Raw genomic sequence first — 25,763 nt, forward strand, 5'->3', positions numbered from 1 at the left:
ATGCTTATTCCATTGCTCTCGCCGAGGGTGAACGCCGGGAGGAGCCGTGCGTTTGGCAGCACGGCGGGCTGCAGAGGCCCGTCGATGGAGGACTAATTTCTTTTCCGCGCTCGATGCGCCAGGGCCGCCCGCTTGGCGGATGCTCTGCTGTGTCTGCTTTTGCCTGAGGCAGGCAACTCAAGCGCGGCAATGATGGGAGGTACAATGGCACTTTTAAGCGATACGGCGAAAGCGCAAGCACCCGGAAACAGGAGTGCCGCCACGCCGTCCGGGTGGCAGGCGTGGCGCTATCGGATCAAGGTCGCGTTGCGCGAGCCGACGACACTGATCGGTGTCATGACGGCGCTGCTCTTTACCTATCTGATCGTCGTCCCCATCATTTCTATCATTTTCGACGCCGTTCGTGTTCAGTTTGGGCACGAGCGACGGCTCGGCAAGGAGGTGGGAGATTTCACCTTCTACTATCTTGATCGCACATTCTTCTCGCCGGTGGCGACCGATCTCTTCTGGCACCCGCTTCTCAACACGCTGACCGTTGCGTTGGGCGCCATTGCCCTTTCTCTGGCGATCGGCACGACTCTGGCCTGGCTGATCAGCCGTACCGACATGTTCGGACGTCGGTGGTTTGCAACGGCCTTGATTGTCCCTTACATGCTGCCGGCCTGGACCTTTGCGCTTGCCTGGACGACCCTGTTCAAGAACCGCACGATCGGCGGACAGCCGGGTTGGTTCGAGGCGGTGGGCATGACGCCGCCCGACTGGGTCGCTTACGGTCGTTTTCCGATCACGATCATCCTTGCTTTGCATTATACCCCGTTCGTGATCCTGCTTTTCGGGTCAGCGCTCCGCCGCTTCGATTCCCAGCTTGAAGATTCGGCCCGTATCCTCGGCGCCCGGCGCCATCAGGTTGCACTCCAGGTCATTTTGCCTTTGATGCGGCCGGCGCTCCTGTCGTCGATGGTCCTGATATTCGCAAAGTGCCTTGGCGAATTCGGCGTTCCCTATGTCCTCGGCCTGCCTGTGAAGTTCGAAGTGCTTTCCACGTCGCTGTTTCGCAGCATCGCGTCTCGCCAGACCGGGGTGGCAGGTGTCGTTGCGGCCTCGATCATGGTGATCGGTATCATCACCTTGATGATCGATGCACGCCTGGTGCGCGAAGCCCGCCGTTTCGTCACCATCGGTTCAAAGGGCTCGATGAACCGTCAAAGCCGCTTGGGCAATATGCGTCTCCCGGCCACAGGTTTTGCGGCGGCGATCTTCCTGCTCAGTGTTGGCCTGCCATTGTTGACGCTCGCCTTGTCGACCGTCATGAGAATTCCTGCCCAGTTCACGCTCGACAACTTCACGCTCGACTATTGGATCGGCACCAATCTCGATACGGTCGCGCTGCAGACAGGCATTCTCCTCAGCCCGGATCTTTGGGCGGCGGCCGGCAACACATTGATGATCGTCGGTCTTGCATCCCTGACCTCTGGTATTCTCGGTCTCTTCGTGGGCTACGTGGTCATCCGCACACCGGTGCGTGCCTTGTCGGTCTATCTTCGCCAGGTGACGTTCCTTCCCTATCTCGTGCCGGGCATTGCATTTGCGGCCGCCTACCTCTCTCTGTTTGCCGTCCCGCGCGGGCCGATGCCAGCGCTCTACGGCACCGTGACTATCCTCGTGCTCGCCCTCATCGCTGATCAGATGCCTTATGCTTCCAGAGCCGGAATTTCCGCGATGACGCAGCTCGGCAAGGATCCCGAAGAGGCAGCACAGATCGCCGGAGCAGGATGGTTGCGCCGCATGATCTCGATCGTGATCCCCATCCAGAAAGGTTCTCTGGTGACCGGCGTGCTTCTGCCCTTCATTTCCGGGATCAAGGGCCTCAGCCTGTTCGTGATCCTCGCCGTCCCGAGCACCGACGTGCTGACCACCTATTCCCTGCGGCTGGTCGATTACCACTACACCCAGGCGGCCAATGCCGTGGTCCTGATCATTGCCGGCATTGCTTATTTCGGCACGCTGATGGCCCAGAAACTGACCCGCACAAATCTTGCAGAAGGACTTGGAAGCTGATGCCTACGATCAACCTGCGCGGTGCGCAAAAAAACTACGGCGTGAATTCGGCAAATGCGGTCTCCGACCTCGATCTGGAAATTCGCGATGRCGAATTCATGTGCCTTCTCGGCCCTTCGGGCTGCGGCAAGACGACGACTTTGAGGATGATCGCCGGGCTGGAAAACCTGTCCGGAGGTGAAATTCGCGTCGGAGACAGGCTGATCGATTCCGTTGCCGAAGGCGTTTTCGTCCCGCCCGAAAAGCGCGAGATGGGTCTCGTCTTCCAAAGCTACGCGCTCTGGCCGCATCTGACGATCGAGCGAAACACCGATTTCGGCTTGCGGCTGCGCAAACTGCCGAAAGCCGAGCGTGAGGCACGCGTCGAGCGCGTGATGCAGGCGCTCGATATTGCCAAATACCGCGATCGCTATCCGTCGCAGCTTTCCGGCGGCCAGCAGCAGCGTGTCGCGCTGGCGCGCATGCTCGCCGTCAATCCAGGCGTCCTGCTTCTCGATGAACCTCTGTCGAATCTGGATGCTCGGCTGCGGCTCGAGATGCGCGCTGAACTCAAGCGGCTGCACAAGGAGTTCAAGACGACCATCGTTTTCGTGACCCATGACCAATGGGAAGCGATGACGCTTGCGACCACGATCGCGGTCATGAACGAAGGCACGCTGCAGCAAATGGGCACGCCCAACGACATCTATGATCGTCCGGCCAATCGCTTCGTTGCAGAATTCGTCGGCAGTCCGCCGATCAACATCCTGACATTTGGACAGCCGGGTGTCTGCGATATCGCCGACAAGGCCGAAGCCTATTTCTCGTCGCGCTATCCGGCTCTTTCCCACATCGGCTCTATCGGTATCCGGCCAGAGGCGATGGGGTATGTCCTGAAGGTAGAAGAGGTGCCGCAAGGTGATTTTTTCGGGGAGATGACCGTTACCGGCGTCCTGCCGACCGGCGGCAGCTGGATCCTCGAATTGCGCAGCGAAAACCACACGCTGTTTTTGACGACCCACGCTCTACCGCGGCTCGACGGCGGCGAACGCGTGTTTTTCCATGCGCCACCCGCAGCATTGCATGTCTTCGACGGGCATGGAGAGCGAATTTCGGAGGCCGATACGCTGTTGAGGGCGCGCGCCTTCAATTGAAGGCCCGCCACAAAGGATACGCTTGCTGAAGGAGGAACAGTATGAAGCGGACTATGATTGGCGGCATGAACCGCCTGCTGTGCGCGACCGCGGTCGCGGCCACATTGGGAAGTGCGGCAAGGGCTGACGAGCCCTTCGATCTTGACGGGTTGATTGCCGCCGCAAAGAAGGAAAAGCCGATCACGGTGTATGACAGCACCGGCAAGATCGTGGAAATGGCAAAGAATTTTGCCAAGAAATATGGTCTTTCTGCCGAGGGCTCGAAGGTCAAGGCGTCCGCTCAGCTCGAGATGATCATTCGCGAGGCGCGCGCCAATAACATCCAGGGTGACGTTTCGATCGTCAGCGATGCGCCTGCCGCCGTGGCCCAGCTGATACCTCAGGGTTTTGCCGAGAGCTGGCTTCCGCCGGATCTCGCCAGCAAGATACCGACCGAGTATCAGGATCCCCTGACGGTCGTCACGAGCGCGAATGTCTGGGCCTATAACACCCAGATTTTCGACAAATGCCCCGTCACCAATATCTGGGAACTGACCGAGCCGAAGTGGAAAGGCAAAGTCGCGATGCAGGATCCGCTCGGAAAAGCGTCCTACGTTGACTGGTTCAATCAGATGGCAAAGCATGGTGACGACAAGGTCGCCCAAGCCTACAAGGAGCATTACGGCAAGGATCTGAAAACCGAGGAGGAAAGCTCCACCGCCGCTTGGGTCAAAGCGCTCGCGGCCAACGCACCACTCTTGACCGATGCAGATGCGGCCGCCGCAGATGCAGTCGGCGCGCCCGGTCAATCCGAGCCCTTCATGGGCCTCATCAGCTCGGCCAAGTTCCGCGACAATGCCGATCAGGGCATGAAGCTTGGTCTCTGCAAGGACCTGAAGCCCTGGGTCGGCTGGCTCTATCCCGGTGTTGGCCTCATTACAAAGGGAACCGATAGTCCGAACGCGGCCAAGCTATTCGTGCACTACATCATGACCGAAGAGGGCATCGCCCCCCAGGCGATCGACGGCAAAATGTCGACGAACAAGGACGTCAGTCTTCCGGCAGACGAGCCCTCCGGAATTGGCAAAGTTCTCGCCCAGCTTCTGCCCTACGCCATGACGACCAGCCTCGATGACTGGGATGCCCGCGAAACGTGGCAGGACTTTTGGCGAGTTAACTACCAGAAATAATCGATGGAGCAGGGAGGKGGACATGACCATGTCGAATGAAGCCAGATCGGCAAAAAGAGGACTGATTGCCAGCATTGCTGCCCTTATCTGTGCATCGGCACTTTGCAATGCGGTCCATGCCGAGGATGCGTTTGAGCTGAACGGGCTGATTGAAGCTGCAAAAAAAGAACCGCCGATTACGGTTTACGCCGTCACCGGCAAAATTGTTGATACGGCGCAGGCCTTCACGAAGAAATACGGCGTGCAGGCCAGCGGCAAGAAGGTCAACGAGGCCACACAGATCGAATTGATGATCCGCGAGCATCAGGCCGGCAACATCGTCGGTGACGTCAGCGTCGCCACCGATGTCGCCACCGCAATGGGCCAACTCCTGCCCGAAGGCATCGTCAAAAGCTGGGCGCCATCGGATCTGCGGAAGGATATTCCCGAAGCGCTACGCGATCCCCTGGTGATCGCCTCCGATGCCCATGTCTGGACCTACAATACTGAAAAATACGACAAATGCCCGGTCACAAACATCTGGCAGCTGACCGAACCGCAGTGGAAGGGCAAGCTTGCCATGCTCGACCTTTTCGACAAGCCCTTATATGCAGACTGGTTCAACCAGATCGAGATGCATCACGATGCCGATGTGGCCAAGGCCTATGAGGCGCTCTATGGCAAGAAGCTCGACACCAGCGGAGAGAGTGCCACTGCCGCCTGGGTCAAGGCATTTGCCCAAAACGGGCCGTTGCTTTCGGACTCGACGACTGTCGCTGACGCAGCCGGGGCGCCCGGCCAATCAGACCCATTTTTTGTGATCACGTCGACGGCAAAGTACCGGGACAACCAGGCAAAGGGCCTGAAGCTTGGCCTTTGCTCGGGTGTCCAGCCTTTCTCCGGCTTCCTCTATCCGGGTTTGGGTCTGATTGCGGCACAGACAAAGAGCCCGAATGCGGCAAAACTTTTTGTGCGCTACCTGATGACGGAAGAGGGAATAGCACCGCAGACGGCAGATGGGAAAATCTCCGGCAATTCAACGATCCAGTTGCCCGTAGACGAACCGTCTGGTGTCGCCGGCCACATCAAGGAGCTTATGGCATTCGATGCGTCCACAGCCGCTGCCGATCTCGACAAGCGTGAGAGCTGGCAGGATTTCTGGCGCATGAACTACAAGAAATAAGCGTCGAAGCCCGCTCTTTCGTCTTCTTCCTGGGAGGGAACCATGAACAGAATTGCGATCTCTTTTATAGGCCTGGCGACTGTCGTCGCTGGGTCTCTGATCTCCGTTGCTACGGCTGCAGCCGGTGACGCCGCCGCTATCGATACGCTGATCAGCGCGGCCAAAAGCGAAAAGCCGATCAACGTCTACGACAGTACCGGCAAGATCGTCGAGATGGCCGAGAATTTCAGCGCCAAGTACGGTCTGAAGGCGACCGGTATGAAGGTTTCGGCCAACAGCCAGCTCGAGATGATTATCCGGGAAAGCCAGTCGAATAATGTCCAGGGCGATGTGCTCCTGATCACTGACGCTCCCGCGGCGTTGGCGCAGCTTCTACCCGAAAAATTCGTCGAAAACTACGTACCTGCGGATATGACCGCGAAGATCCCTGAGCAGTTTCAAAATCCCCTGGCGATCTCCACCAATGCCAATGTCTGGGCCTATAATACCGAAGCCTATGACAAGTGCCCTGTCGCCAATATCTGGGAACTGACGGAGCCGAAATGGAAGGGCAAGGTTGCGATTATCGATCCGCTGACAAAGGGAAATTATACCGATTGGTTCAACCAACTGGAGGCTCACGGCAGCGATGCTGTCGCCGCCGCTCACAAGGCCCGGTTCGGCGAGGAACTCGAGACGAGCGAGATGAGCGCAGCCGCTGCCTGGATCAAGGCCTTGGCGCAGAATGCGCCACTGGCGACCGACAGCGATGATCGCATCTCCGAGGCCGTGGGCGCGCCTGGCCAGAAGGAACCGTTCTTCGGGCTGCTCAGCTCGGCCAAGTTCCGCGACAACAAGGACAAGGGTTACAAGCTCGGCATCTGCACAAAACTCGAGCCCTGGGTCGGTTGGAACTACATCAAGCTCGGCCTGATCGCGTCCAAGTCGCAGAGCCCGAATACCGCAAAGCTCTTCATCCATTACATCCTGACTGAAGAGGGCATTGCGCCCCAGATGAAGGACGGCAAATTGCCGACCAATATCGACGTCAAGATGCCCGACGACGAGCCGTCAGGTCTAATGAAGGTTGCCGACAGACTGCAGGCCTATGACTCATCGACCGGTCTTGATGATTTCGACCGGCGCGAAGAATGGCAGGATTTCTGGCGCTTAAACTACACCAAGTAGGCAACCTCCGGCGCTCCAAGCGCCGGGATCTATCCTGAAATGACAGACTGGATATGCTCATGCAAAGCTCTAATCGCGACAAGCTCGATCCTCAGACCGAAGAGCCCCTTCTGCGCTCCCGTCGGCTGATGGAAATTGCAAAAGGTGCGGCACTTGCCGTTCGTGAACCACTTCTCGCTGCCTTCCGATCCACCATTTCGGTCGATTACAAAGTCGATCTTCACGACATCGTCACCATCCACGATAAACAGGCCGAGAACACTATCCGCGCCTTCATTCTCGAACATGAACCCAATTCGGCCATCATGGGGGAAGAAGGCGGACAGGAAGGAAGCGGCACCATCCAGTGGTATGTCGATCCGATCGACGGCACGGCAAACTTCGCCCGCGGCCTTGCCTTCTGGTGCGTCGCCATTGCCGCGGTGATCGATGGGGAGGTTGTTGCCGGCGCGATCTACGATCCTGTCGCCGGAATGATGTTCAGCGCAGATATCAACGCTTCCAGCCTAAACGATCAGCCTCTTTGTTCGTGGTCGGTTGGTGAAGAGGTGCACGCGACACTGATCACGGGCTATCCGGTTGCGCGTGATTTTCGATTGGACGGTCGGGAGGTTGCGCTCGCCAATATGGGCATGCTCGTCGAGACATTTTCGACGCTACGCCGTCCCGGCAGTGCGGCTCTGAGCATCGCACATGTCGCTGCGGGTTGGGCGGACGCTGCCGCGGGATTTGGCGTGAACGCGTGGGACGTGGCAGCAGCCTCGTTGATCCTGAAAAATGCCGGCGGGAACTATGAACCACTAACACTCGGCAAGGTCCCGCTGGGCTCTGCCGATTTTCTCTGCCCTGGTTATATCGCAACTGGCGCTGGCGCAAATTACCCGACATTGGAACGTGTGGCGCGATCCATTTCCAGTGAAAGGGATGCCAGGGCGGCCGCTTAGGCGGCTCACTGGACGAACCATCGGCGGGTTCTGCTTCCTGCCCGCCTGATTATCTTGGTCCGTGGCCGATAGGCGCGGTGCCGCTCGGAGACAAACATGACAAAACCTGAAATTTCAATCGGACAGGAAGATCAGCTTCTTCCCAAGCTTAGCCTGATCTACGAAGCGCATCCTCTTTATGGGGTCGACCTGTTCATCTCTGGGAAGGAAGGCGCGAGCGATCTTGGGCTTCTTCGAAAAAACGGCATCACGACCGTCGTCAATTGCGCCGTCAATCTCGATTTCAATTTTGTGCAGCAGGAGAAGATCGTTTCCGATCACGTGGGCAGCATCTACGGGCCAGGCGAGATCCGCTACTACAAGATCGGACTGATCGACGGCGTCGGCAATCCGCAAACGCAGATGGTGGCCGCGCATTACATCCTGCGTGCAGCACTTGAACAGATCCTGCCTGACAAACCATCCTATCCGCGCCGCGATCGGGGCAGCGTGCTGGTCAACTGCCGCGGTGGACGTTCTCGATCTGTCGCCGTGGTTTCGCTTTTCCTGCATCTGACATTGCCTGACGAGTTTCCGACCTTGGACGACGCAATCACCTTCGTTCGGCTGCGGCGAGAATTGCCTGCCGATGAATATTACAAGGCGCCGAAGCCGGTTCTCGCCGAGGCTGCACGGCGGGCCGCGGAATGGATCAGGATGATCGACGCTGCCCAATAACCCCGCTTATTATGGTTGGTGTCGATCGCCCTTTGTCTATGGTGCTTCATGAAACGGCAAACTTCCAACAGCAGGCCAAGGGATCTGGAAGACCTTAAGAATATGATCGCGGCGCGTGTGATCGTGTTTGCCTGCCAGTCCGAGCGCGTCGCCCGGCTTGCCCTTGAAAAGCCGGAAGCGATCGCCTTCGGTACGGTACAATCGATCGCTGCTGAATGCTGCGTGGGGCCGACGACCGTATCCCGGGCGGCCAAAGCGGCGGGATGCGAGAGCTTCGCCGATTTCAAGGATTTGTTTCGAGCACATTTCAAATCAACGGCATCGAGGCGAGCTTAATCGCGGACGATTTTCATCATCAAATGTGCCTGCTCGATTTGACCTCCACGCCGGCGGTTCAAATCTGCTCAAGAGCAAGTACTCGAACTCAGCGCTCGGGCATTCGACTGCCGAGGACAAATTGGTAGCGCTCCGGTCGAATAAAAAATTCAGACTTTTCGGCACAAGCGCCGGTTTCGAAATAGGAGCTTCGTCCGAGCACAAGCAGGACCGCATTTTCCACCGCTCCGATCAGCGACGTTATCCGAGGCGAGACGGCACGTGCCCCGATCGCGATCTCGGCGGAGACAATGTCTACACCGGCTCTGTCTTTGAGAAGTGTATAAGTCGGTAGCTGTTCGGCGAACTCTCGCCGCAGATCCGACATGAAGGCTGGCAAGAGGCTTCGGCCCAATGCAATTGGTTCGTCATTCACCACATGAAGCCGCTCAAGAAGCGCACATTTCGTTCCGAACAGCGAGGTGAAAGCTGATGGCGTTTCAATGGCGCTCAGTTCGATAATGCGCATGGTGGCATCGAAGCCTTGGACTTTCAGCGACTCGTGAAAGCTACGCAGCGTATCGATCTGATGGCGCACCTGCTTGCCGGCCACGAAAGTGCCCTTGCCTTTCCGGCGCTCGATCAGCCCATCCTTATCGAGCTGTTCGAGCGCCAGCCGGACGGTGACGCGACTGACCGTGAAGCGTGCCATAATCTGCGATTCCGACGGGAGCCGCCCGGAGGGCTCGTATACGCCTTCGGTGATTTCGGCACGAAGGCGATCTGCGATCTGCAGGTACATAGCCACCGGGTTGTTCCGTATGAGACTCATCTATCTTCCATTGGGTCGAAATGACCACGGAGCAACAAAGCTTTGGAATAGCGTTCCCTATTGCTGCCACACAAGGGGAATTCTTCACATTGATAACCTGTATTATAATGTATTAAAAATTAGGGCAACTCCAATCCAGGGTCGTCCTAAAGCAGCATGGCATCTCCAGCTACACCACGGCAGATTTCATCCGGCGCCGCCTTTTCGGTGGACGGTATGTCTTTCGCATATCCCCAAAACCGGCGCGGCATATTCGAACGGTTTTCGCTGAAAGCTCGCCCGGGAGAATTCGTGGCGATCCTCGGTCCGTCCGGTTGTGGCAAGTCAACGCTCCTTAATCTTCTCTCGGGCTTCCTGCGCCCGCAATCGGGGCATATCACCATAGATTGCGCGCCTGTTGTGCCGGAGCATCCGGTCCTCGGATATGTATTTCAGTCGCCAAACCTCTTCCCTTGGCTGAGCGTGCTGGAAAACGTCCGCTTTGGCCTGCGCATGAATCGCCGTGGATCGTCCCAAGAGCAGCGAGCCGTCGCGCTGCATTTTCTGCGGCTCGTCGGTCTGGAAGAGCAGGCGCATGAGCCGCCTCACCGATTGTCGGGCGGCCAGCGTCAACGGGTTGCGCTGGCGCGCTCACTGGCGCTCGAGCCGCGTCTTCTGCTCATGGATGAACCATTCGCAGCGCTCGACGCCATGACGCGTGCATCCCTTAACGACGAATTGCTTCGCATCTGGTCGAGCTTGGGCAAGACCGTCCTGTTCATCACTCATGACATCGACGAAGCGATCTATCTCGCCGACAGGGTTCTCGTCCTCGGGCTGCCGCCGGCAGGCATCACCGCCGAAGTGGCGATCGATCTGCCGCGTCCTCGCGATCAGCGTGGCACGAGAGCCAATCCGCTCTTCGCAGAACTGCGCGAACGGCTCGGCGAGGAAATCGCCAAGGTCATGACCAGCAATCAACGCGTTACCTGAAGGGGAGCATCCGATGAAACACATTCTGCCTGCAGTTCTTCTCGCCCTTGCAGCGGCTCTGCCCGCCCATGCCGAGGATCCGCGGCCGCTTCGCATTGGCTGGGTCCAGGCCATGGCGAATGCGCCTGCCCTGATCGCCGAGGAGAAAGGCTATTTTCGGGACGAGGGCTTGAACGTCGAACTCAAGGGTTTCGGCGATGGTCCCGTCATCCAGCAGGCAGTGGCCGCAGGCGAAATCGATGTGGCCTATATCGGCGCGCCCCCGGTCTATCAATGGGCAGCGCGCGGGCTCGACGCGAAGATCATCGCCAAGGTCAACTATGGTCAGGCAGCGGTTATCGCAAAGGCGGACGGCCCCATCCACGCGCTTTCCGACCTTAAGGGCAAGAGGCTTGCCGGCGTCAACAAGGGCAGCGGCATGGACGTGCTGCTGCGCGGGTATGTTCTGAAAGAGGCCGCCGGCCTCAACCCGGACACCGATCTTGCACTGTCGCAAATGCCCGTGGGCAATATGAACGCCGCCCTCGATACCGGCGTCGTCGATGCAGCCTTTTTATGGGAGCCCTTCATCAGCCAATCGGTGCTCCGCGGTGCAGGTCGCGTCGTCTTCGACGTCAACGGCGCTCTGCCCGGTTATCCCTGGTACGTCGTGGCAGCGCCCGCCAAGACACTGAAGGAACGCCCGGATGATCTCGTGAAACTGTTGCGGGCGAATTCGAAGGCCATCGCCTTTCTGCGAGAGCACCCTGAAGAGGCCGACCGGATCATCGCCCGAAGCTTTAAGCTGGAATCCCTGAAGGCCGCGGACGGAAGCGTCGTGCCACCGGAAGCGATCGTCGCGGAGGCGAGGAAGCGCCTTGGGTGGTCGGCGGAAATCGAGCCGTCCGACCGTGCCTTCATCCAGCGGCTCATCGACTACTCGGTCGCCCTCGGCTTTCTCGACAAGCGCCTGAATGTCGACGACATTATTGACGACAGCTTCGCGGCAAAAGCGGCCGCTCAACGATGAGATCCGATCGATGAAGACGTTGGCAGCGCGGCTGCGTTTTCCGCAACCGTCCTGGCGCTGGGCAGCGCTTCCGTTCCTGATTGTCGTGTGGTGCCTCGCGGCAAGCCGCGTTCCCTCCTATGTGCTGCCGCAGCCGTGGGACGTGGCGGCCGAAGGGCTCCGCTGGATCCGGTCGGGCGAGCTGGGCCGCCAGGTCATAGCGAGCTTGTTGCGGGAATTCGGCGGCTTCGGCGCAGCCGTCGTGGCTGCCGTGCTCATCGGCGTGTCCGCCGGGCTTTGGCGGCCGTTTCGCGAATTCGCCCAGCCGCTGCTCGGTCTTTTCATGGCCATCCCTCCGATCGCCTGGGCGCCGCTGTCGCTGATCTTCTTCGGCCTCGGATATCTCTCGATCGCCGTCGTCATATTCATCGCATCGGCCTTTCCGATGGCGCTGACGATCCAGGAAGGGGTGCTTTCCATCAACAGCGGCGAGGTGCGTGCAGCACGCATCCTGGGAGCCAGACGGCTGCAATTGCTGGCCCACGTATATCTTCCCGCCTCTCTCCCTTTCCTCACGGCCGCATTGCGCATCGGTTTTGCCCAGGCATGGCGCGCGCTTGTCGCGGCCGAGATGATCGGCGCATCTCAAGGGATCGGCTGGATGGTCTCCATGGGCGGGCAGCTCGGCAATTCGGCGCAGGTGCTCCTCGGCATCACGCTGATTGGACTGACCGCGTGGCTGATGGAGAGCCTCGTGTTTCGACGGATAGAGCGCCGCTACGAAGGCTGGCGCGGACAATAACGGACATTTCCCATGACAGAGATTTTACCGCACAAGATGTTTCAAACCAGCACCCATTCTCCGACGGGGCTTGCCGATCATTTCGACACTCTGCCCTTTCTCGGCCGTCTGACCTGCCAGAGGCAGACGTTGACGGCCGGTGAGTGGACTGAATTAGAGCTCGTTTATGAGGTCGGCGCTGTCGGTCTCGCAGACGGAGCATGGCTGAAGCTCGCCTTCAAGTTCTATTCCGATTGGGCGCTGTTCCAGACAACGGACCCGACGGCCGCCAACTATGTTTCCGCCGAATATCACGCCGGCCCTCTGGTCCCGGGGCAAAGCCCGAGCACGGTTCAGGCACTGAAAGTGCGTTTCGATCAGAAGGGACATGAACGTCCCTTCCAGAAGGCTGTCATCATCGACGTTGTCGACGGCTATCTCAATCCCGGCGACAGGATCGTCATCCGCCTGGGCGATCGGCGCCAGGGCGGCGGCGGCACCCGTGTGCAGACTTTCGTGGAGAAGGCGTTCCGTTTCCGGCTGTTCGTCGATCCGCTGGGCAGCTCGAAATTTGCGGAAGTGCCAGGCGACTGTAAACTGGAAATCGCGGCCGGCCAGCCGTATGCCCTTCAGGTCATCGCCCCGCGGCTGGTCGGCCTCGGTCAATCCTTCGATACGATCGTGCGCGTCGACGACATATGGGGGAACACCTGCCATGATCGCGACCTGCAGGGAATGCTCGTCATTACCGCCCCGGATGGCAGGCAGCGAACGGAGCCAGTGGCATTCGCGGGGGAAGGCTGGGCATTCGCGCGGATTTCCGGCCTTTCCTCTGCCGAGGCCGGCGAATGGAAATTGGAAGCATGGCTGAACGGCGAACCCTCCGTCGCCGCGGGTGTCGCCTATGTCCAGAGCGAAGAGGGCGCCTTGCGCCCTCTCTATGCGGATCTGCACGTCCATTCCGACGACACCGTCGGCACCAATGACGCGACCTACAATCTCACGTATGGACGTGATATCGCCGGGCTTGACGTGGTGGGCTACACCGTCAACGACTTCAACATCACCGAGGCGAATTGGGACAAGGCCGTGGAGATCATCCACGATCTCAACGAGCCCGGTCGCTTCGTCTGCTATCCGGGCACCGAATGGTGCGGCAACTCCGCTGCCGGCGGCGACCGCAACATCGTCTTCCTGCGCGACGGCAAGCCCCGGTTTCCCTTCGACGAGCAGGGGCGCTCCCTTCGCTCTTTCGAATGGAACGAGACGACGGCGGGAGCGATCCGTCCTGGGATATGGCCGGTCGATAGGCTCTATGGCGCCTATCAGGATGATCCGGAGGGCCATTTGCTGATCCCGCATGTGGGTGGCAGGCGCTGCATTCTGGATTGGAACCATCCTGAGCTGGAACGACTGATCGAGATTGGCTCCGCCTGGGGACAATTCCATTGGCTCTACGCTGACGCTCTCGCTCGCGGATACAGGGTCGGCGCTTCCGCAGCCAGCGACGAACACCAGGGCCGTTGTGGCGGTGGTGCGCCAGCGACCGGGACCTTTGGTGCGCGCGGCGGGCTTACCGGCGTCGTTGCCGATCGTTTCGATCGCTCCGGCGTTGGCCGCGCGCTTCGGGCGAGACGCACTTTTGCCACGACTGGCGAACGGAGTTTTGCGGTTCTGTCCCAGGGAAAACATTTCATGGGCGAGGTGTTCAGCGCCGAGTCCGAAGAGCCGCTATCTTACCGCCTGCTCGGCCATTCCGGCTGGGAGGAGGTTCAGCTCTTCGACGGCGATCGCGTTGTTTGGCGACGCGATCTACATACCGAAGCCGGGCTCAGTGAGCAGAGTGTGCGTATCCGCTTCGGCGGCGCGCGTATCAAGGATCGCTATCGGGCGGCCTATTGGAACGGCGAGGTAGCTGTCACAGGTGCAGCGCTGCTGGACGTGCATGGGGTCGGTTTCGATCATCCCGAACAAAGCGTGTGGCGCACTGGGCTCGGCACCCTCGGCTTCAGGACGGCAACACATGGCGACGTCGACGGAATCGAACTGACGCTTTCCGACCTGCGCGACGCGCGCATCGCCATCGCCGCGAAGCTCCACGGCTACAGCAAGATCGGAGATCCGCTGCAGCCGCCGCCACATGTTCATGCTCCCGAAGTGTTGCTGGAGGCAAGCGGAAACGAGCTGATCGAAAAAGGCCTCATCTCGGTCGATCTTCCGGGGGTCGAGCTTAGGCTTCTGTTGGAGCGCATCACCGATCATACCTTGCCGCGAGATCTCTCAGGCGAGATACCGATTGCCGAACTCGGATTGCAGGATGGACGCGAACATCCGCTTTTCCTAACAGCGAGACAGAGGGATCAATCCCGTATCTGGACGTCGCCGTTGTTCATGACAGCTTGAACTAAGGGTAGGCCGCAGTCATCCGGAAGGTGGTCGCGTGAGCTGGGCGTCGACTTCGTGAGTGGGTCGACGCCACAGGCGCGGCAAGTCACTATCAGACTGTAAATTACAGCGCTGGCCTTGGCTCCCGCGGCGGATCGCTGAACAGCCACGATATTCTTCCGGTGGCAAAACTGTGATGTCGCGTTCCAGAATGTTGCTATCTATCGGCATCCTGCCGTCGCTGGTGTAGCGCGTCAGGTAATCGCATGTTCAAAGTGTAGGACAACGCGTCGCCGAGCTTAGTACCCGGCACAACCTTCGGCGCGATGGCGTCTAGCCACGCCTTTAGGGCGTTCAGGACAGGCAAGCTGTGCTGTTGCCGAAAGCGGTGAGTGCAGTCAGCCTGCATTTCACCGACGTCGGGCTTTCGTCTCGCGCCTGCCTTTCGATCCGGTAGAGCTGCTCAAAGAACCGGAGAGCTTGCTCCGGCGGCCGCCACCATTCTTTCTGGTCTTGAGGGCTTCGACGAAGCGTTGCCTGGAATGGGCCATGCATCCGACATTGGTCGCGCCATCCAATGTGCGCGGTATAGCCATCGCTCACCAATATGCCGCGATAATCACCCAGGAAGGTCTGAGGGTAATCTGGCCGCGGCCCGGCTGGTACGAAGCCGTTCCCGAAGTGGAATTCCTGGAAGCTAGGAGAGGCGAGGGCAGGCGTTACGCACCCGTCGAGACATGGTTTGCCGTCAAGACTGCACCTGACGCTCAGCACTGCCTGTCTATGCGGGAAGGTCAGGATCGCGCCGGCCACAGCGTCATCGAAGCAACCTGCGTAGCGAGGGCTTCGAAGCCCTCATGCCGAGCTATCGCATTGAGGTCCGCCATCATCCTCAGGGCCACTGGATCGAGCGCCGCTTCCCGACCTTCACCGGATACCTGTTCGTCAACATCGGTCCTCACGATTATCGGGCCGTGGAAGAGGCCGACGGCGTCAGCAAGATCCTGCGCTTCACCAAGCGCTATGAGGAACGTCAAATGCCGTTCGAGTTTGCTCAGGAGACGATCGACCGGCTTCGGTACATCCAGTTGGAGCAGGAGCAGAACTTCCTGTTCGCGCGGGCTCGTCGTCGGGGGAAGAAAAGATTGAGCGGCAGCAGCCGATCCGCGTGAAGCGAGGTAATCCCAACACTCGCAGGATTCGCCGGTCGCAGTTCACTGAGCGGCGGGCGGCTTCTCAGCGAGCCTGTCGTCGCCGTCTTCAGGAGCATTCATAACGGAAACGCTGAATGCCTTGAGTAATCTCGTGTGACATTTTGCTTAGGTATAACAATCCGGTTATATTCTGCGCACTGATTTGTGGATGTTCAGTGCGCAGGGTCGCCGGTCCACGCGGATAAACAGCAATCCGCACGAGAAATGCGTCTTCCTATCTCAGCCTTTTAGAAAATGCCCAGCCACAAGCGGCTCCAACAGCGATGCCGATCGACATGCCGACAGGAGCATTGTCGAAGAACGTTGCACCGAGGATCGCGCCAAAGCCGATCCCAATCCCGATTTCCAGTGCCATGACATCAGTAGAACATTAGGGGGATCGGCTGCACCTTATCGGCCTTGACCCGCGCTTCCTCGACATTCTCTGCAGGAAACATCCTGATAAAGTAGTTGCCGTTCCTGCTCCATTGCTCCGGCTTCGACTGTGTTATCGAATACATCCAGCAGGCGGTTTCGTGTCTCGTCCGCGTGGATCGCATAGACAAAGTATCGCATGGGGACCTCCTCGGGCCGGCGAGACCGGTTCAGCCTTTCCAGGCGTGAAGAAAACCAGATAAGCAACCGCGACGATGATCGCGACGACAAATGTCGTCAGCACGTATCTGATCATGCCCTGATGGCTTTTTTGTTCGGTATCGCTCATGGCCGTCAAAACAACCAGAAACAGGAATGTTCCAAACGGCTTCCCTCCAGTGATCCGCACGATTGTCACAGACCCAATGCCGACGCACAAAGGGATTTCATCGCAATTCGGGCTCCGCGCTCTACTTCTACTCCCAGAAGGAGCCCTAACGTGGAAAATCTTAGAGAATTTGCATCAAGCACGAATGGCGATCAGTGGTTTCTCGGCGTCGACGCTGCCACCAACAGAGAGGTAGTCGTTCACCGTGGTAACCCGTCATCCGGCGGCCACGAAACGACTACCAACGTGAATTCGTTCTTGAATCAGCGGCCCTTTGGTCCCGAACATCGAGCTTTGGACTTATTGCTCGCAGATCGACGAGCCGCCGAGAGCGAAGAGACACCGAATAAACCGGTATGATGCGCTAACCTGTGTCCGGCCAGGCAATCTAGCACCATGAACCCGCCCGGTTAGCCGAGGCGCGCTTTGTCGTAGCCAGCATTGGTGGTGGCCGGCATGAAGTCGTTACCACCGTTGGTTAGTGCGCCGCTGGTCGACGATGCGCCCATCTCTTTGACGGACCCCGATCTCGTAGCGCACCCCGTTGCGGACTGCGCGATAGTTTGAAAAGCAAAGACAGATTTTGCACTTTGATCTCCTCCGGGCCATCCGGGAAATAATCGAACCGCCCTTCAAAGAGCACCGTCCGCCGCAGCCGGATGATACGCTAGTTGGTCGACAGCGCTCTCGGCAAGAGAGAGATCGCGGGGCCTATCGTCGGTAGTCGATCGAAACTGCTAGACACCTCGCCGATTGGGGCCGCACCCATCAAGGGGTCATTGCCCGTCAACCGGCTACACGACGCCAGCCAGATTTGATCCAACCACGGCGACTGTAACTATATCGATGCCCCCAACCATTCGATGCCTTCCCCGTTGGCCAAGGTGAAATATTGATCCTTGCTGTCAGAGTCCGGCCCATCGAACCGTGTCACCTGACGCATTCGCATGAGGGTCCCAGCACTTCCGCCGCGCTCCATGCGGCGACCGGCCGGCGTCGACTTCATCGTGCGGCCGACGCGCAGGATCTGGTCGATCCACACCTTCAGGGCCGAGCGAATCGTCAAATTGTGCATCGGCGTTCCGATGACAATCACATCGGCCGCTTCGACTTCCCGAATAAGCACCTCGGAAAGATCTAAAGAACCCACCGGCGGGGCCATCGAAGCGGCCGCAAGGCGATGAGCTCTCCCTTGCTAATGGCGACTGGTTCTACTTCGCAGGGATCTGGCGGCGAGCGTCACCGGATTGGCAGGAGGCTTATGCCGTTCTCACTATCGACGCGAATCCCGATATCGCCCCTTATCACGACCGACAAATGGCCGTCCTGCTCCGCAACCGGCGAATGGCTCGAGAGCGAAACGGCCGACGAGGAGATCTTCAACCCGCTTCCCGCGGGTACGTTTCGCGTCAGATCCCGCACTGGCTCCTCCCATCAGGGACGTCTGGTTGTCTAATGCCGCGTGGACGGTGCGTGACGGACTACGGCATCTTGAACAGCGGCCCGGTCCAATCTAATATTAGGATATCAACATGTATATGTGGCGGAGAAGGAGGATGACATGCCTCTGACCGATGTTCGATGGACAGTGCCGGTGAGGATTCGGCTGCAGTGCGGTTTGGAACGCACGTTCGCCGGCGTCTACGACGCCTTGGATTTTCTGGAAAATGAATGGCCGTTGCGTCACGGAGAGAGGCATCAACGGGCGATGATGAGGTGTCGCGGTGCTTTGAACGGCTTCACACCGCCCATCGTCGCGCGAGAGGCTTTTCTCGCTGCCTGTCTTGAGGCCGGGATGGCTGCCGTCATGGCACCGCCAACGCGCACGTCCTCGCATCCTGCGCGCTCAAGCAGACAAGCCGCTTACTGAGCTGTCGTGGCTTACCAATGAGAGGGAATATTCGATTACGGCCGGAGTTGCTCCGACCGTCTGGACGATAGTAGACCCGACTAGCTAACCATCGACCCGATTTCGTGTGCGAAGTCACTCACGCGCGCGTGCGGATGATCGTCTTGCCTGTCCGTCGCTCTGTCGAGTTGAAGGTGGCGACTGCATTAGATGACGAAATCAATCGCCAGGCCATCGGCGGGACGCGCTTCAACCGGGCCAACGACGGAAACGAGCGTACCTCCGGCTCGTACCAGTCCCGCCGACCGCTTCTGGATCTCCCCGCTGCCAAGCGTTCAGGCCGGAGATCGGCAGGCTGGCACCCGCTGTGAACTCCACGTCACCCGGGAGCGGCGCGAGGTTGCGCGCCTCTACTGCCACATATTCCGCCAGGGTGCCGTCGCGATACCAGTCCGTCAGGCCGAGTACACGCTGTCCCAACGACAGGCCGGTGGTACCATAGCCGAGAGCTAACCACGCCGGCGAACTCATGACCGGGGATTGATGGCGTTCGCCCTTGGCCGACGCGATCGGTCAGGTGGACGGCTAACTTAGTCCGGTTGGCACAAAGCCCGACGCGTGTACTTCCAACGATTACGTCGTTTATCGCCGCCTGCGGCCGCTCCATCAGCTTCATGCCCGCCGTGCCGGCGGCTTCATCGAAGGACGACGCGGTATGCCGGCTGTTGATGACGATGCCAGGTATAGGGGCAGTCGTCGCCTTAGCTTTCCGATCCGGAGTCGACGATCCTGCGCGGTTCTCGTCATCCAAGAAAGTTGGTCCATGGGCTGGGCTTACACCATCGCGCAACCAGTCAGGGGAGCGCGATGTGACCGGCGGCATTACGCGAGCTAGCGACGCCAATCTGCGAAGAGCGTTGTGCCAAGCGGCCACCGTCATGATACATCGGCGTCGCTCGACTAGCCGAGAAGGTGGGCTGCACTGGTTGCTAAACGCCGAGGTGCAAAGCGTGCGATGGTGGCATTGGCCAGGCGCATTGGTGTCATCCTGCACCGATGTGGAGAGATGGCACTGAATTCTCTGCGGCAGTCCCGCTGATCGCCAGGGCAGGCTGAGCATCAACATTAGAATCATGTCGTCGACGTCTGTCTGAGCGCAGACCCTCGAGGTCCCAACCGGGACGCGGTTCCGATGATGCCGTGATCAGGACAGTCGCCGGCCTCCGGTCGAGCACGCCAATGAGACGGGCACATCGGAGTTACCGCACTGGACCAGCATCATGTTGGTAGCCATCGCGCGGACCACGGACCGAAGCATGAACCCGGGGTGATCTCACCCGAAGGGCAAACCGAGCCAGGCATCGCTAAATGAATCTATCGGCAGAGATACTACCTCAACCGTTGCCTGACTGCGCTGTTGCGGCCGTCACTTTCTGCTTGACTGGAACGGCCCCGTTACCGAAGGTCCTGACCCTCGCGGAGGTGACGCATGCAAACGACCATCGCGATCGATAACAGGCTCACTTGTCGTCGTAACGCTCGATCATGCGGCGCAACTGCGCGTTCTGCTCAAACAGTTTCGCAGAGAGCTGCGATCTGAGGTCCTTGATTTCGAGGTCCAGTTCAGTGGCCTCATCGAGAAATGTTTTCTTCACCGCCGCTGGCTCTTCCACCGCTCTCCTAGCAATGGGTGGGTCTTGGAGGTTTGTCCGCGCCCGAGCAGCATTTGCCCTTTGCTTTTTGGGACCCCCTGGCGAAGGTTGGTCGTGACCTTCCAGGGCACCGCCTTCTACCAGCTCGGCTGGTAAAATATCCGAGTCCTCCACCTGCGCGGGTATCGCGGCCGCTGCACCGACGGAATCTGGCTGTCCGTTTGCTGGGTTCTCGCCAACAGTCGACTTGGATTTTATAGCGGAGGGCGCTTCTGATTCGGCCTGCAGAGTAAGCTCCCGCCGAAGTTCCTCTGCCCGTGGGTCAAGTATCGCCACAAGCTCATCGGCCGGTTCGGCCGCTTCTTCCGCCCTGCGGCGCGATGCGAGGTCCTTGATTAACTTCCAGGGTGATCTCATCCCCATCTCCCGACTCGTTATGTCATTTCCATAGTATCGAGCGGGAGACCGGGCTTGCAATCCAAGCCCGGTCTTTAGTCGTGAGGCGGTTTAAAACTGCCGCCGATGAGTCTTGATGATCAGATCAATCCGAGCTTCTTGCGGAGGTGTGCGTTTTCGGCGCGAAGTTTTTCCGAGAGTGCCTGACGCAGCTTCTGGTTCTCTTCCTCGAGATTCAGAAGGTCTGCAAAACCGTCCGGTTCTGTCGGGGTGGTCTCGACTTTCTGCGGGGCGGGCTTGGCAAGCTGAGCCTTCGAAGCCGTCGGCTTCTTGGCGGTGGCAGATGCCTTTGGCTTCGCAGCCGGCACAACCGCCACTGGGGCAGGCGCATTCGACGCAGCGGTTTTCTTTCGTGGAGCGCGCGTCTTCTTCAGCGGAGCGCTTACCGAAGTATCAACAACCGCTTCCGCGGTGGCTTTGGGCTTGCGCGGTGCACGTGTCTTCTTTTCTTTTGCCTTCGAAGTCGCATCTACGGACGTGGTCTCGACTGCGGGAGTTGGGTTTGTATCATCAGCCATCGGTTATTCCTTGCGTTAAGTAAAATCGTTCGCGACCGTACAGAGTCGTTGTCAATATGAGCTCAAGATTATTTCGAACTTGTTGACGATGGCCTGAGACCCTTCTTCTCTCCAGTTTTCAGGAGAGTCTAGTGTTTGATTGACTGACATCGAAGGCACCCCTTTGCCTCCGGTGGCAAGTGCGCTGGGATTGCCAGGGCCGAAGCGGCGCTCAAGGCCTTCGACATATCCAGCAGAGCGGTGGTGATACTCGATCGGCGCGGCCAGGTCGTTCTGTTGAATGAAACCGCACAGCGCCTTTCGGACCGCGCGAGAACGTGGCCAGGCCGGCGATCGACCGCAGGGATCAGCGCCGGACCAAATGCCATCGGTGTTCTATTGTCGGGCATGCTGAACGACGGGGCCTCCGGATTGGCTGACCTCAAACGTTGTGGCGGTGTGACGGTCGTCCAGAACCCGCCCGACGCCGATGAGAGCGAGATGCCACGAACGGCACTGCTGGCGAGCGATATCGACTACCGTGCGCCGGCCAGTGATCTCGCCGCCCTTCTGGGTCGGCCTCGTGCGGGAAGAGCCCGGCCCGGCCGTAGCTCCCCCTCCTCGGGTCGCGCTGGAAGTGGCGATTGCTATGGGGCGGCCGTCGGATACTCCACCCATCGCCGAGATCGCGGATCCCGTCCCGTGAGTTGCCCCGGATATGAAGGGACGCTGTCACAGGTCAGGCGCTCGCCGCTGCGCTTCCGCTGTCAGGTTGGTCACGGCTATACCGCCGAGGCTTTGGCCTACGAGCAGGAGGGCTCCGTCGACGAGGCAGTGCGTATCGCTCTCAAGGTGATGGGCGAACGTGTCGTCTGACGGAGAAGATGACGCTCGAAGCAATGCAGGCAGGCAGAATCGCCGCCGCGGCGACCTTCGAAGAACGCGCCTCCGGGCGGCGCGTTCGACGAAATGCGAGCAAGGTCTCCAAGATGCTTCTGACATCGGTCACCTATAATCGCGCGCGAGTTCCCACGTCGCGTGAGGCAAGGCTACCAGCTCGCAGTTGCTCTGCTCTGATTGAGAGAGACGGTCGAGAAGCTGTCCAAATCGGTCGTCCACCGGCACAGCCGATGCTGAGCAGCGATTGTCGGCGCGACGCACTCCCGCATCGAACGCAAGTCTTGCGACATGATTTGCAACCTCGACTGTCATGGTTTGTTGCCCTTCAGATACACCACAACGCACAGGGGCAAGTCTCGTTCGAGGCCGGACAGGCTTACTCGAAATTCCACTCAGTAGCTTTGATGAGCAACTGGCGACCCGCCGCAACGTCGCCTTACGCGACCACGGGCGCCCCGCGATGATGTGGTGGAGAGCCCATTCGTTTTGGTGCGTCAGAGATTTTTCTGGCATGACCGCGCCGACTGGGGTGCGCGTCTCTGTGTCGCGCCTTCCCCGGACGAAGAAGCGGCATGGCGCGTTTCGCCAGGCCGCTCTGCGTCAAATCACGACCTGTTTCGAGGTGGTTTTCCTGTTCCGTCCACCGCTTCCGTAGGCTGTTGTTCCGATAGAGGTTCGCTGGTTGGCTCGGTCGATTGTGGCCCCAGTTCCTGCGGCGTGCGCCAAGGGCCGGGGCCGAGTTTGGGTGCGGCTTGTCCGCTCATTTCCTTCACGGCCAGATCCCAATGTTCTTGTTCCTTACCGGCGGGACACCCCTCGCGCTCCCATATGGCATATGCACGAGCTCGAAGTTGCTCTTCATTGGACTGCTGCATCGCGTGTTCCTCTGGTTGATTGGGTCATGTCTTCTTGGTGACGTTCGGTATTGCGACATCGCCTCAAGTCTGCTGCGGGAACAAGGCCGCGGCTGCCGCCACCTCCGCACGCATCGCGTCAAGCGATGCTCGGAGAACGCGGATGTCGGCGCTCAGGGCCGGTGCGGCCTCCTGCTCCTCCCAGTAGAGGAGAGTGTCATGCCATCCTGCCGCGGTCTGCAGCAGCCCGCGCATCCGTTGCAACGTCCGTTCATCCATCTGAATTGCAGCCCGCTCGGCATTGCGGGCGAGCTCGACGAGATCGTTGGCCTCCGTTCCCCAAACCGGCAGGGCGACCCTGAGCTTTGCCATCTGCTTTTGAATGTCGTCGACTTGAACTTGTTCCATCTTGGCCATGTATGGCTCCTTCGAAGCAGTGATATTCGAAATCCTGCGGCATTAGACAACTTCCCGGAAGATCAGCTTCGTCGCAGGTCGATCCGGCTGGTGACGACGGGCTTGCCTGTTTTCGGATCCGTGTCGATGGTCGTGAGACGCATGCCGGACGCTCCGACCTTCTCGATCGTCATCTGAGCTTTGCGATCGCCGTTCACTTCCTTCGCCCAGGTGATGCCCAGGTTGATGGTGTCGCCTGCACGTTGCCCGCGCAGGCCTGCGGTGCCGGTGCCCGCTCCGACATAGGAGCCGGAGTACCTGCTGCCGCTTGCCTGGAGGTCTGCGGAGATCGCACGGGAGAAGATGGCGAGGCTCGTGCACTTGCCGTCGAGGGCGAGCGAGGCAGCGGAAGTATCCGATTTGAAGCGGCAGGTGACATTGATCGTCGGCGCGTTGACGCGAACCTTGACAGTGCCCTTTCCGCTCCAGTTACCAGCAAGCGATTTCAGGAAAGGGGCCTCGTCGGCATGGGCGGCGCCGGAAGAGAGAAGGGTGAGCGAGGTAATTGCAATTGCCAAGGACTGCGTAAGGTATCGGTTCATGTGGTTGTCTTTCAGACCGCGGAGCGCCCCGTGTCGGGTACGCTGGTCATGGAGGAGGATGTATCGCTAACCTCGGCGCTACGCCTTTGTTCCACTCACCGAAAGTGTTCTTGTCGTGCGTATGAAGCCATTACAGCAGGGGACTTTCAATTCCTTCGGCGTCGCAGCGGTTCAACTCGTCCGCGATATCCTTCGCATCGCTCGCCGCGAGCTGAACGAACTCCTTGCCGTCCGTCGCGGCCGGAAGGCCGGTCGCCGAGTCTATGATCTGCCACGTCCCGGCCTGTTCCTCCATCACGACGTAGCGCTTGTCCTGGGTTGAAACTGCGCCTGAACGGAAGTCCTGGGAGCCGGAATCAGATGACATGGGAGGCCACCGCGCCGACGATGACGAGAGCCGCGACGCCGACGCAGAAGCTCCACAAGACTGCAGTTACCCGAGGGTTGATCGGTGCCCGCAAGGATCCGCCCTGGTCCGCAGCGTGGTGCTGTGACGCGTCTTCGGTTCGTGCCATGGAAACCTCCTACACCTGGTCCTTCGGCGGTTCGCCTCTGGCATCGCGCAAACCTTTTTCGGGCTGCTTCGTTAACTTCTCGCGACATTCATCCGCCGTCTTCGGGTCGGATCGGGCGGCGTCGCGCTTTTGGTCGGGCTTAGGGTCGGTCATTGGTTGCTCCTCGCTTCTCGCGGTTAAAGCCGAACCTCAAACCAGGCTGATTGTTCCGCCAGAAAAATCGGGTCGGTAAGCTCGGACGACGCTGCGGGYCACCCAGTCCCTCGAGTATTTGAACAACGCGGTCTCAGCTACCGCTTTAAGAAGGCACTTCTGTGCAACTTGTCCACGTCCGGAGATGAGGATCATCTTGCAGTCCGGCCACTCTTCGCCGACGCATCTGGCAGGCTCCAATTTGTCCATCGTGCCAGGTATGTCGATCTCGGTATCACGGTCGATGCGGTAGTTCGCACAGCACGAGATGTTGTCAGAAGCCTCGGTGATGTAAAGCACCGGTGAACTGAGTTCGACAACGTAGTCTGGAGAGTTTTTCGGGAACTTTGGGATGTCCCGCAGGTTGGACTTAAGCGGCGCATTACCGCCCGCATGAAGGAGAAGCTTTATGGGAAGCACGTCGGACAAAATCAGTGGAAAGGCGAACGAATTTGCAGGCAAAACCCGCCAGGCGGCCGGTAATGCCACCGGAGACCGCGAAATGCAGGCGAAGGGCGAGGCCCAGGAAACAAAGGGCGACGCCCAGCAGGCGAAAGGTAAAGTCAAGGACGTGGTCAAGAACGTCGTCGACAAGCGTTGAGCGTTGGAAAGCGCGGCCGGCATCGCGGCCCGCCTCCCTCTTCTCGATGTCATGCTGTCCCTGTCGCGGCTGCAAACAGATCTACCAGGAAGGATTTATCTGATGACGAAGACCCCGAAACCACCGGAGACGGATGATGCCCGAGCTTCCGATTCCCCCGATCCCGACAAGCGACGAGAGAAGCTTGCGGACGAAGCTGGGAAGGGTCTTCGCAAAGCCGTATCAGGCGGGGACGACAAGTCGGAGAAGAACAAACCGCCTCTTCGAACGGGCGCGTCCGCCGCGCTCGGCACGCCCGCCGAGGGGGCGGTTGAGGACGGCGAAGGACCATCTCCCGCAGAAGGGACGGGCGCCGTCCCGTCGGGCGGCAAACAATATTCTGATCGAAACTGACCACCTGGCCTGCGGTCGAGCGGCTTGCCTGCATAGCGCCGGCGGAGCTACTCACCCGCCAGTCGGCAAACCGCCAAGCTTGTCGCTCCAATCGCGTATGCGCCGGAAAAAGACGATAGCCAGAATCCTGACCAGAGGAGCACCGTGTAATCCGGGAAATTTCACGCTGCGGACGATTTCACGTTGCCGGGCGGGAAGCGGCATCGCGAAGATCATTTGTCCAAATCGACATAATGCGAGCCCTCGGCGTGATTGGCATCGAACATTGAGGCATGGC

29 protein-coding genes and 3 pseudogenes are annotated in these 25,763 nt (G+C 59.3%); 19 read left to right on the forward strand and 13 right to left on the reverse strand.

Annotation, left to right across the window (positions count from 1 at the left end):
• Window positions 1–204: 204 nt before the first annotated feature.
• The 8 genes from AC1DUP_RS30210 to AC1DUP_RS30245 all read left to right on the forward strand — a co-directional run bounded on the left by AC1DUP_RS30210 (window position 205) and on the right by AC1DUP_RS30245 (window position 8,686).
• Complete coding sequence (locus AC1DUP_RS30210; RefSeq protein ID WP_115038176.1) at window positions 205–2,058, forward strand: ABC transporter permease; 1,854 nt, start codon at window positions 205–207, stop codon at window positions 2,056–2,058.
• Window positions 2,058–3,191: an ABC transporter ATP-binding protein gene (locus tag AC1DUP_RS30215; protein WP_477836391.1), complete on the forward strand. Its 1,134-nt coding sequence runs from the start codon at window positions 2,058–2,060 to the stop codon at window positions 3,189–3,191. Before AC1DUP_RS30210 ends, AC1DUP_RS30215 begins: the two co-directional genes overlap by 1 nt.
• Before the next feature lie 41 nt (window positions 3,192–3,232).
• On the forward strand, window positions 3,233–4,360 hold the full coding sequence (locus AC1DUP_RS30220) for an ABC transporter substrate-binding protein (protein WP_115038172.1): 1,128 nt from the start codon (window positions 3,233–3,235) through the stop codon (window positions 4,358–4,360).
• Between the two features lie 22 nt (window positions 4,361–4,382).
• Complete coding sequence (locus AC1DUP_RS30225; RefSeq protein ID WP_115038170.1) at window positions 4,383–5,522, forward strand: ABC transporter substrate-binding protein; 1,140 nt, start codon at window positions 4,383–4,385, stop codon at window positions 5,520–5,522.
• A gap of 42 nt (window positions 5,523–5,564) precedes the next feature.
• Entirely contained in the window at window positions 5,565–6,689 is a 1,125-nt protein-coding gene (locus AC1DUP_RS30230; protein ID WP_115038168.1) for an ABC transporter substrate-binding protein, read from the forward strand.
• Window positions 6,690–6,748: 59 nt separating this feature from the next.
• Window positions 6,749–7,633, forward strand: coding sequence for an inositol monophosphatase family protein (locus tag AC1DUP_RS30235; protein WP_115038166.1), 885 nt, complete (start codon window positions 6,749–6,751; stop codon window positions 7,631–7,633).
• A 96-nt stretch (window positions 7,634–7,729) separates the two neighbouring features.
• On the forward strand, window positions 7,730–8,350 hold the full coding sequence (locus tag AC1DUP_RS30240) for a dual specificity protein phosphatase family protein (protein ID WP_115038164.1): 621 nt from the start codon (window positions 7,730–7,732) through the stop codon (window positions 8,348–8,350).
• A gap of 18 nt (window positions 8,351–8,368) precedes the next feature.
• Window positions 8,369–8,686 carry a MurR/RpiR family transcriptional regulator gene (locus AC1DUP_RS30245; protein WP_477836395.1) on the forward strand — a complete coding sequence of 106 codons (318 nt, stop codon included), beginning with the start codon at window positions 8,369–8,371 and terminating at the stop codon, window positions 8,684–8,686.
• An 88-nt stretch (window positions 8,687–8,774) separates the two neighbouring features.
• Here the strand turns inward: AC1DUP_RS30245 and AC1DUP_RS30250 are convergent, their stop codons facing one another.
• Window positions 8,775–9,497, reverse strand: coding sequence for a GntR family transcriptional regulator (locus tag AC1DUP_RS30250; RefSeq protein ID WP_115038160.1), 723 nt, complete (start codon window positions 9,495–9,497; stop codon window positions 8,775–8,777).
• A gap of 216 nt (window positions 9,498–9,713) precedes the next feature.
• Here AC1DUP_RS30250 and AC1DUP_RS30255 point away from each other — a divergent pair, with 216 nt between their 5' ends.
• The 4 genes from AC1DUP_RS30255 to AC1DUP_RS30270 are packed head-to-tail and all read left to right on the forward strand — an operon-like array spanning window position 9,714 to window position 14,641.
• The gene (locus tag AC1DUP_RS30255; RefSeq protein ID WP_477836397.1) at window positions 9,714–10,469 is read left to right on the forward strand and encodes an ABC transporter ATP-binding protein; all 756 of its coding nucleotides are present in this window, start codon (window positions 9,714–9,716) and stop codon (window positions 10,467–10,469) included.
• 13 nt (window positions 10,470–10,482) lie between these two features.
• Entirely contained in the window at window positions 10,483–11,478 is a 996-nt protein-coding gene (locus AC1DUP_RS30260; protein WP_113297669.1) for an ABC transporter substrate-binding protein, read from the forward strand.
• A gap of 10 nt (window positions 11,479–11,488) precedes the next feature.
• Window positions 11,489–12,259, forward strand: a complete 771-nt coding sequence (locus tag AC1DUP_RS30265) for an ABC transporter permease (RefSeq protein ID WP_477836400.1) — start codon at window positions 11,489–11,491, stop codon at window positions 12,257–12,259.
• Window positions 12,260–12,271: 12 nt separating this feature from the next.
• Entirely contained in the window at window positions 12,272–14,641 is a 2,370-nt protein-coding gene (locus AC1DUP_RS30270; RefSeq protein WP_477836402.1) for a CehA/McbA family metallohydrolase domain-containing protein, read from the forward strand.
• Between the two features lie 59 nt (window positions 14,642–14,700).
• On the opposite strand, the pseudogene AC1DUP_RS30275 reads toward AC1DUP_RS30270, so the two are convergent.
• Window positions 14,701–15,288 (reverse strand): annotated as a pseudogene (locus AC1DUP_RS30275) (IS66 family transposase); the annotation flags it as partial.
• A gap of 108 nt (window positions 15,289–15,396) precedes the next feature.
• Here AC1DUP_RS30275 and AC1DUP_RS30280 point away from each other — a divergent pair.
• On the forward strand, window positions 15,397–15,795 hold the full coding sequence (locus AC1DUP_RS30280; RefSeq protein WP_477836515.1) for a transcription termination/antitermination NusG family protein: 399 nt from the start codon (window positions 15,397–15,399) through the stop codon (window positions 15,793–15,795).
• A 256-nt stretch (window positions 15,796–16,051) separates the two neighbouring features.
• Here the strand turns inward: AC1DUP_RS30280 and AC1DUP_RS30285 are convergent, their stop codons facing one another.
• Entirely contained in the window at window positions 16,052–16,192 is a 141-nt protein-coding gene (locus tag AC1DUP_RS30285; protein WP_477836404.1) for a glycine zipper domain-containing protein, read from the reverse strand.
• Window positions 16,193–17,417: 1,225 nt separating this feature from the next.
• Window positions 17,418–17,741 (reverse strand): NAD(P)H-dependent oxidoreductase, encoded by a 324-nt coding sequence (locus tag AC1DUP_RS30290; protein ID WP_477836406.1) that lies wholly within the window; start codon window positions 17,739–17,741, stop codon window positions 17,418–17,420.
• A gap of 62 nt (window positions 17,742–17,803) precedes the next feature.
• Here AC1DUP_RS30290 and AC1DUP_RS30295 point away from each other — a divergent pair, with 62 nt between their 5' ends.
• Window positions 17,804–18,139: a hypothetical protein gene (locus AC1DUP_RS30295; RefSeq protein ID WP_477836517.1), complete on the forward strand. Its 336-nt coding sequence runs from the start codon at window positions 17,804–17,806 to the stop codon at window positions 18,137–18,139.
• 1 nt (window position 18,140) lies between these two features.
• Window positions 18,141–18,449 carry a DUF982 domain-containing protein gene (locus AC1DUP_RS30300; RefSeq protein WP_113297675.1) on the forward strand — a complete coding sequence of 103 codons (309 nt, stop codon included), beginning with the start codon at window positions 18,141–18,143 and terminating at the stop codon, window positions 18,447–18,449.
• Between the two features lie 118 nt (window positions 18,450–18,567).
• On the opposite strand, the pseudogene AC1DUP_RS30305 reads toward AC1DUP_RS30300, so the two are convergent.
• Window positions 18,568–19,104: pseudogene (locus tag AC1DUP_RS30305) on the reverse strand (alcohol dehydrogenase catalytic domain-containing protein).
• Window positions 19,105–19,129: 25 nt separating this feature from the next.
• Between AC1DUP_RS30305 and AC1DUP_RS30310 the strand changes: the two are divergent.
• Window positions 19,130–19,544: pseudogene (locus tag AC1DUP_RS30310) on the forward strand (transposase); the annotation flags it as partial.
• A gap of 404 nt (window positions 19,545–19,948) precedes the next feature.
• Here AC1DUP_RS30310 and AC1DUP_RS30315 read toward each other — a convergent pair.
• Both AC1DUP_RS30315 and AC1DUP_RS30320 read right to left on the reverse strand, forming a co-directional pair.
• Window positions 19,949–20,497, reverse strand: a complete 549-nt coding sequence (locus AC1DUP_RS30315) for a hypothetical protein (RefSeq protein ID WP_477836408.1) — start codon at window positions 20,495–20,497, stop codon at window positions 19,949–19,951.
• Between the two features lie 119 nt (window positions 20,498–20,616).
• Window positions 20,617–21,054 (reverse strand): hypothetical protein, encoded by a 438-nt coding sequence (locus AC1DUP_RS30320; protein WP_477836410.1) that lies wholly within the window; start codon window positions 21,052–21,054, stop codon window positions 20,617–20,619.
• Between the two features lie 387 nt (window positions 21,055–21,441).
• On the opposite strand from AC1DUP_RS30320, the gene AC1DUP_RS30325 reads away from it, so the two are divergent.
• Complete coding sequence (locus AC1DUP_RS30325; RefSeq protein WP_477836519.1) at window positions 21,442–21,909, forward strand: chemotaxis protein CheB; 468 nt, start codon at window positions 21,442–21,444, stop codon at window positions 21,907–21,909.
• A gap of 629 nt (window positions 21,910–22,538) precedes the next feature.
• Here the strand turns inward: AC1DUP_RS30325 and AC1DUP_RS30330 are convergent.
• From AC1DUP_RS30330 to AC1DUP_RS30355, 6 genes are all read right to left on the reverse strand, one after another.
• A complete protein-coding gene (locus AC1DUP_RS30330) occupies window positions 22,539–22,808 on the reverse strand; it encodes a DUF2934 domain-containing protein (RefSeq protein ID WP_113297678.1) in 270 nt (89 codons plus the stop codon).
• Between the two features lie 63 nt (window positions 22,809–22,871).
• Window positions 22,872–23,204, reverse strand: coding sequence for a hypothetical protein (locus tag AC1DUP_RS30335; RefSeq protein ID WP_477836412.1), 333 nt, complete (start codon window positions 23,202–23,204; stop codon window positions 22,872–22,874).
• A gap of 62 nt (window positions 23,205–23,266) precedes the next feature.
• Window positions 23,267–23,785 carry a hypothetical protein gene (locus AC1DUP_RS30340; protein ID WP_477836414.1) on the reverse strand — a complete coding sequence of 173 codons (519 nt, stop codon included), beginning with the start codon at window positions 23,783–23,785 and terminating at the stop codon, window positions 23,267–23,269.
• Window positions 23,786–23,915: 130 nt separating this feature from the next.
• Window positions 23,916–24,152 carry a hypothetical protein gene (locus tag AC1DUP_RS30345; RefSeq protein ID WP_113297681.1) on the reverse strand — a complete coding sequence of 79 codons (237 nt, stop codon included), beginning with the start codon at window positions 24,150–24,152 and terminating at the stop codon, window positions 23,916–23,918.
• Complete coding sequence (locus AC1DUP_RS30350; protein ID WP_162748581.1) at window positions 24,142–24,300, reverse strand: hypothetical protein; 159 nt, start codon at window positions 24,298–24,300, stop codon at window positions 24,142–24,144. Before AC1DUP_RS30350 ends, AC1DUP_RS30345 begins: the two co-directional genes overlap by 11 nt.
• 9 nt (window positions 24,301–24,309) lie before the next feature.
• The gene (locus AC1DUP_RS30355; protein ID WP_477836417.1) at window positions 24,310–24,453 is read right to left on the reverse strand and encodes a hypothetical protein; all 144 of its coding nucleotides are present in this window, start codon (window positions 24,451–24,453) and stop codon (window positions 24,310–24,312) included.
• A 448-nt stretch (window positions 24,454–24,901) separates the two neighbouring features.
• Here AC1DUP_RS30355 and AC1DUP_RS30360 point away from each other — a divergent pair, with 448 nt between their 5' ends.
• Complete coding sequence (locus AC1DUP_RS30360) at window positions 24,902–25,093, forward strand: CsbD family protein (protein WP_477836419.1); 192 nt, start codon at window positions 24,902–24,904, stop codon at window positions 25,091–25,093.
• Window positions 25,094–25,195: 102 nt separating this feature from the next.
• Window positions 25,196–25,486, forward strand: a complete 291-nt coding sequence (locus AC1DUP_RS30365; RefSeq protein WP_477836421.1) for a hypothetical protein — start codon at window positions 25,196–25,198, stop codon at window positions 25,484–25,486.
• The last annotated feature ends 277 nt before the right edge of the window (window positions 25,487–25,763 follow it).

The organism is Rhizobium sp. 01L419, from assembly GCF_056400025.1.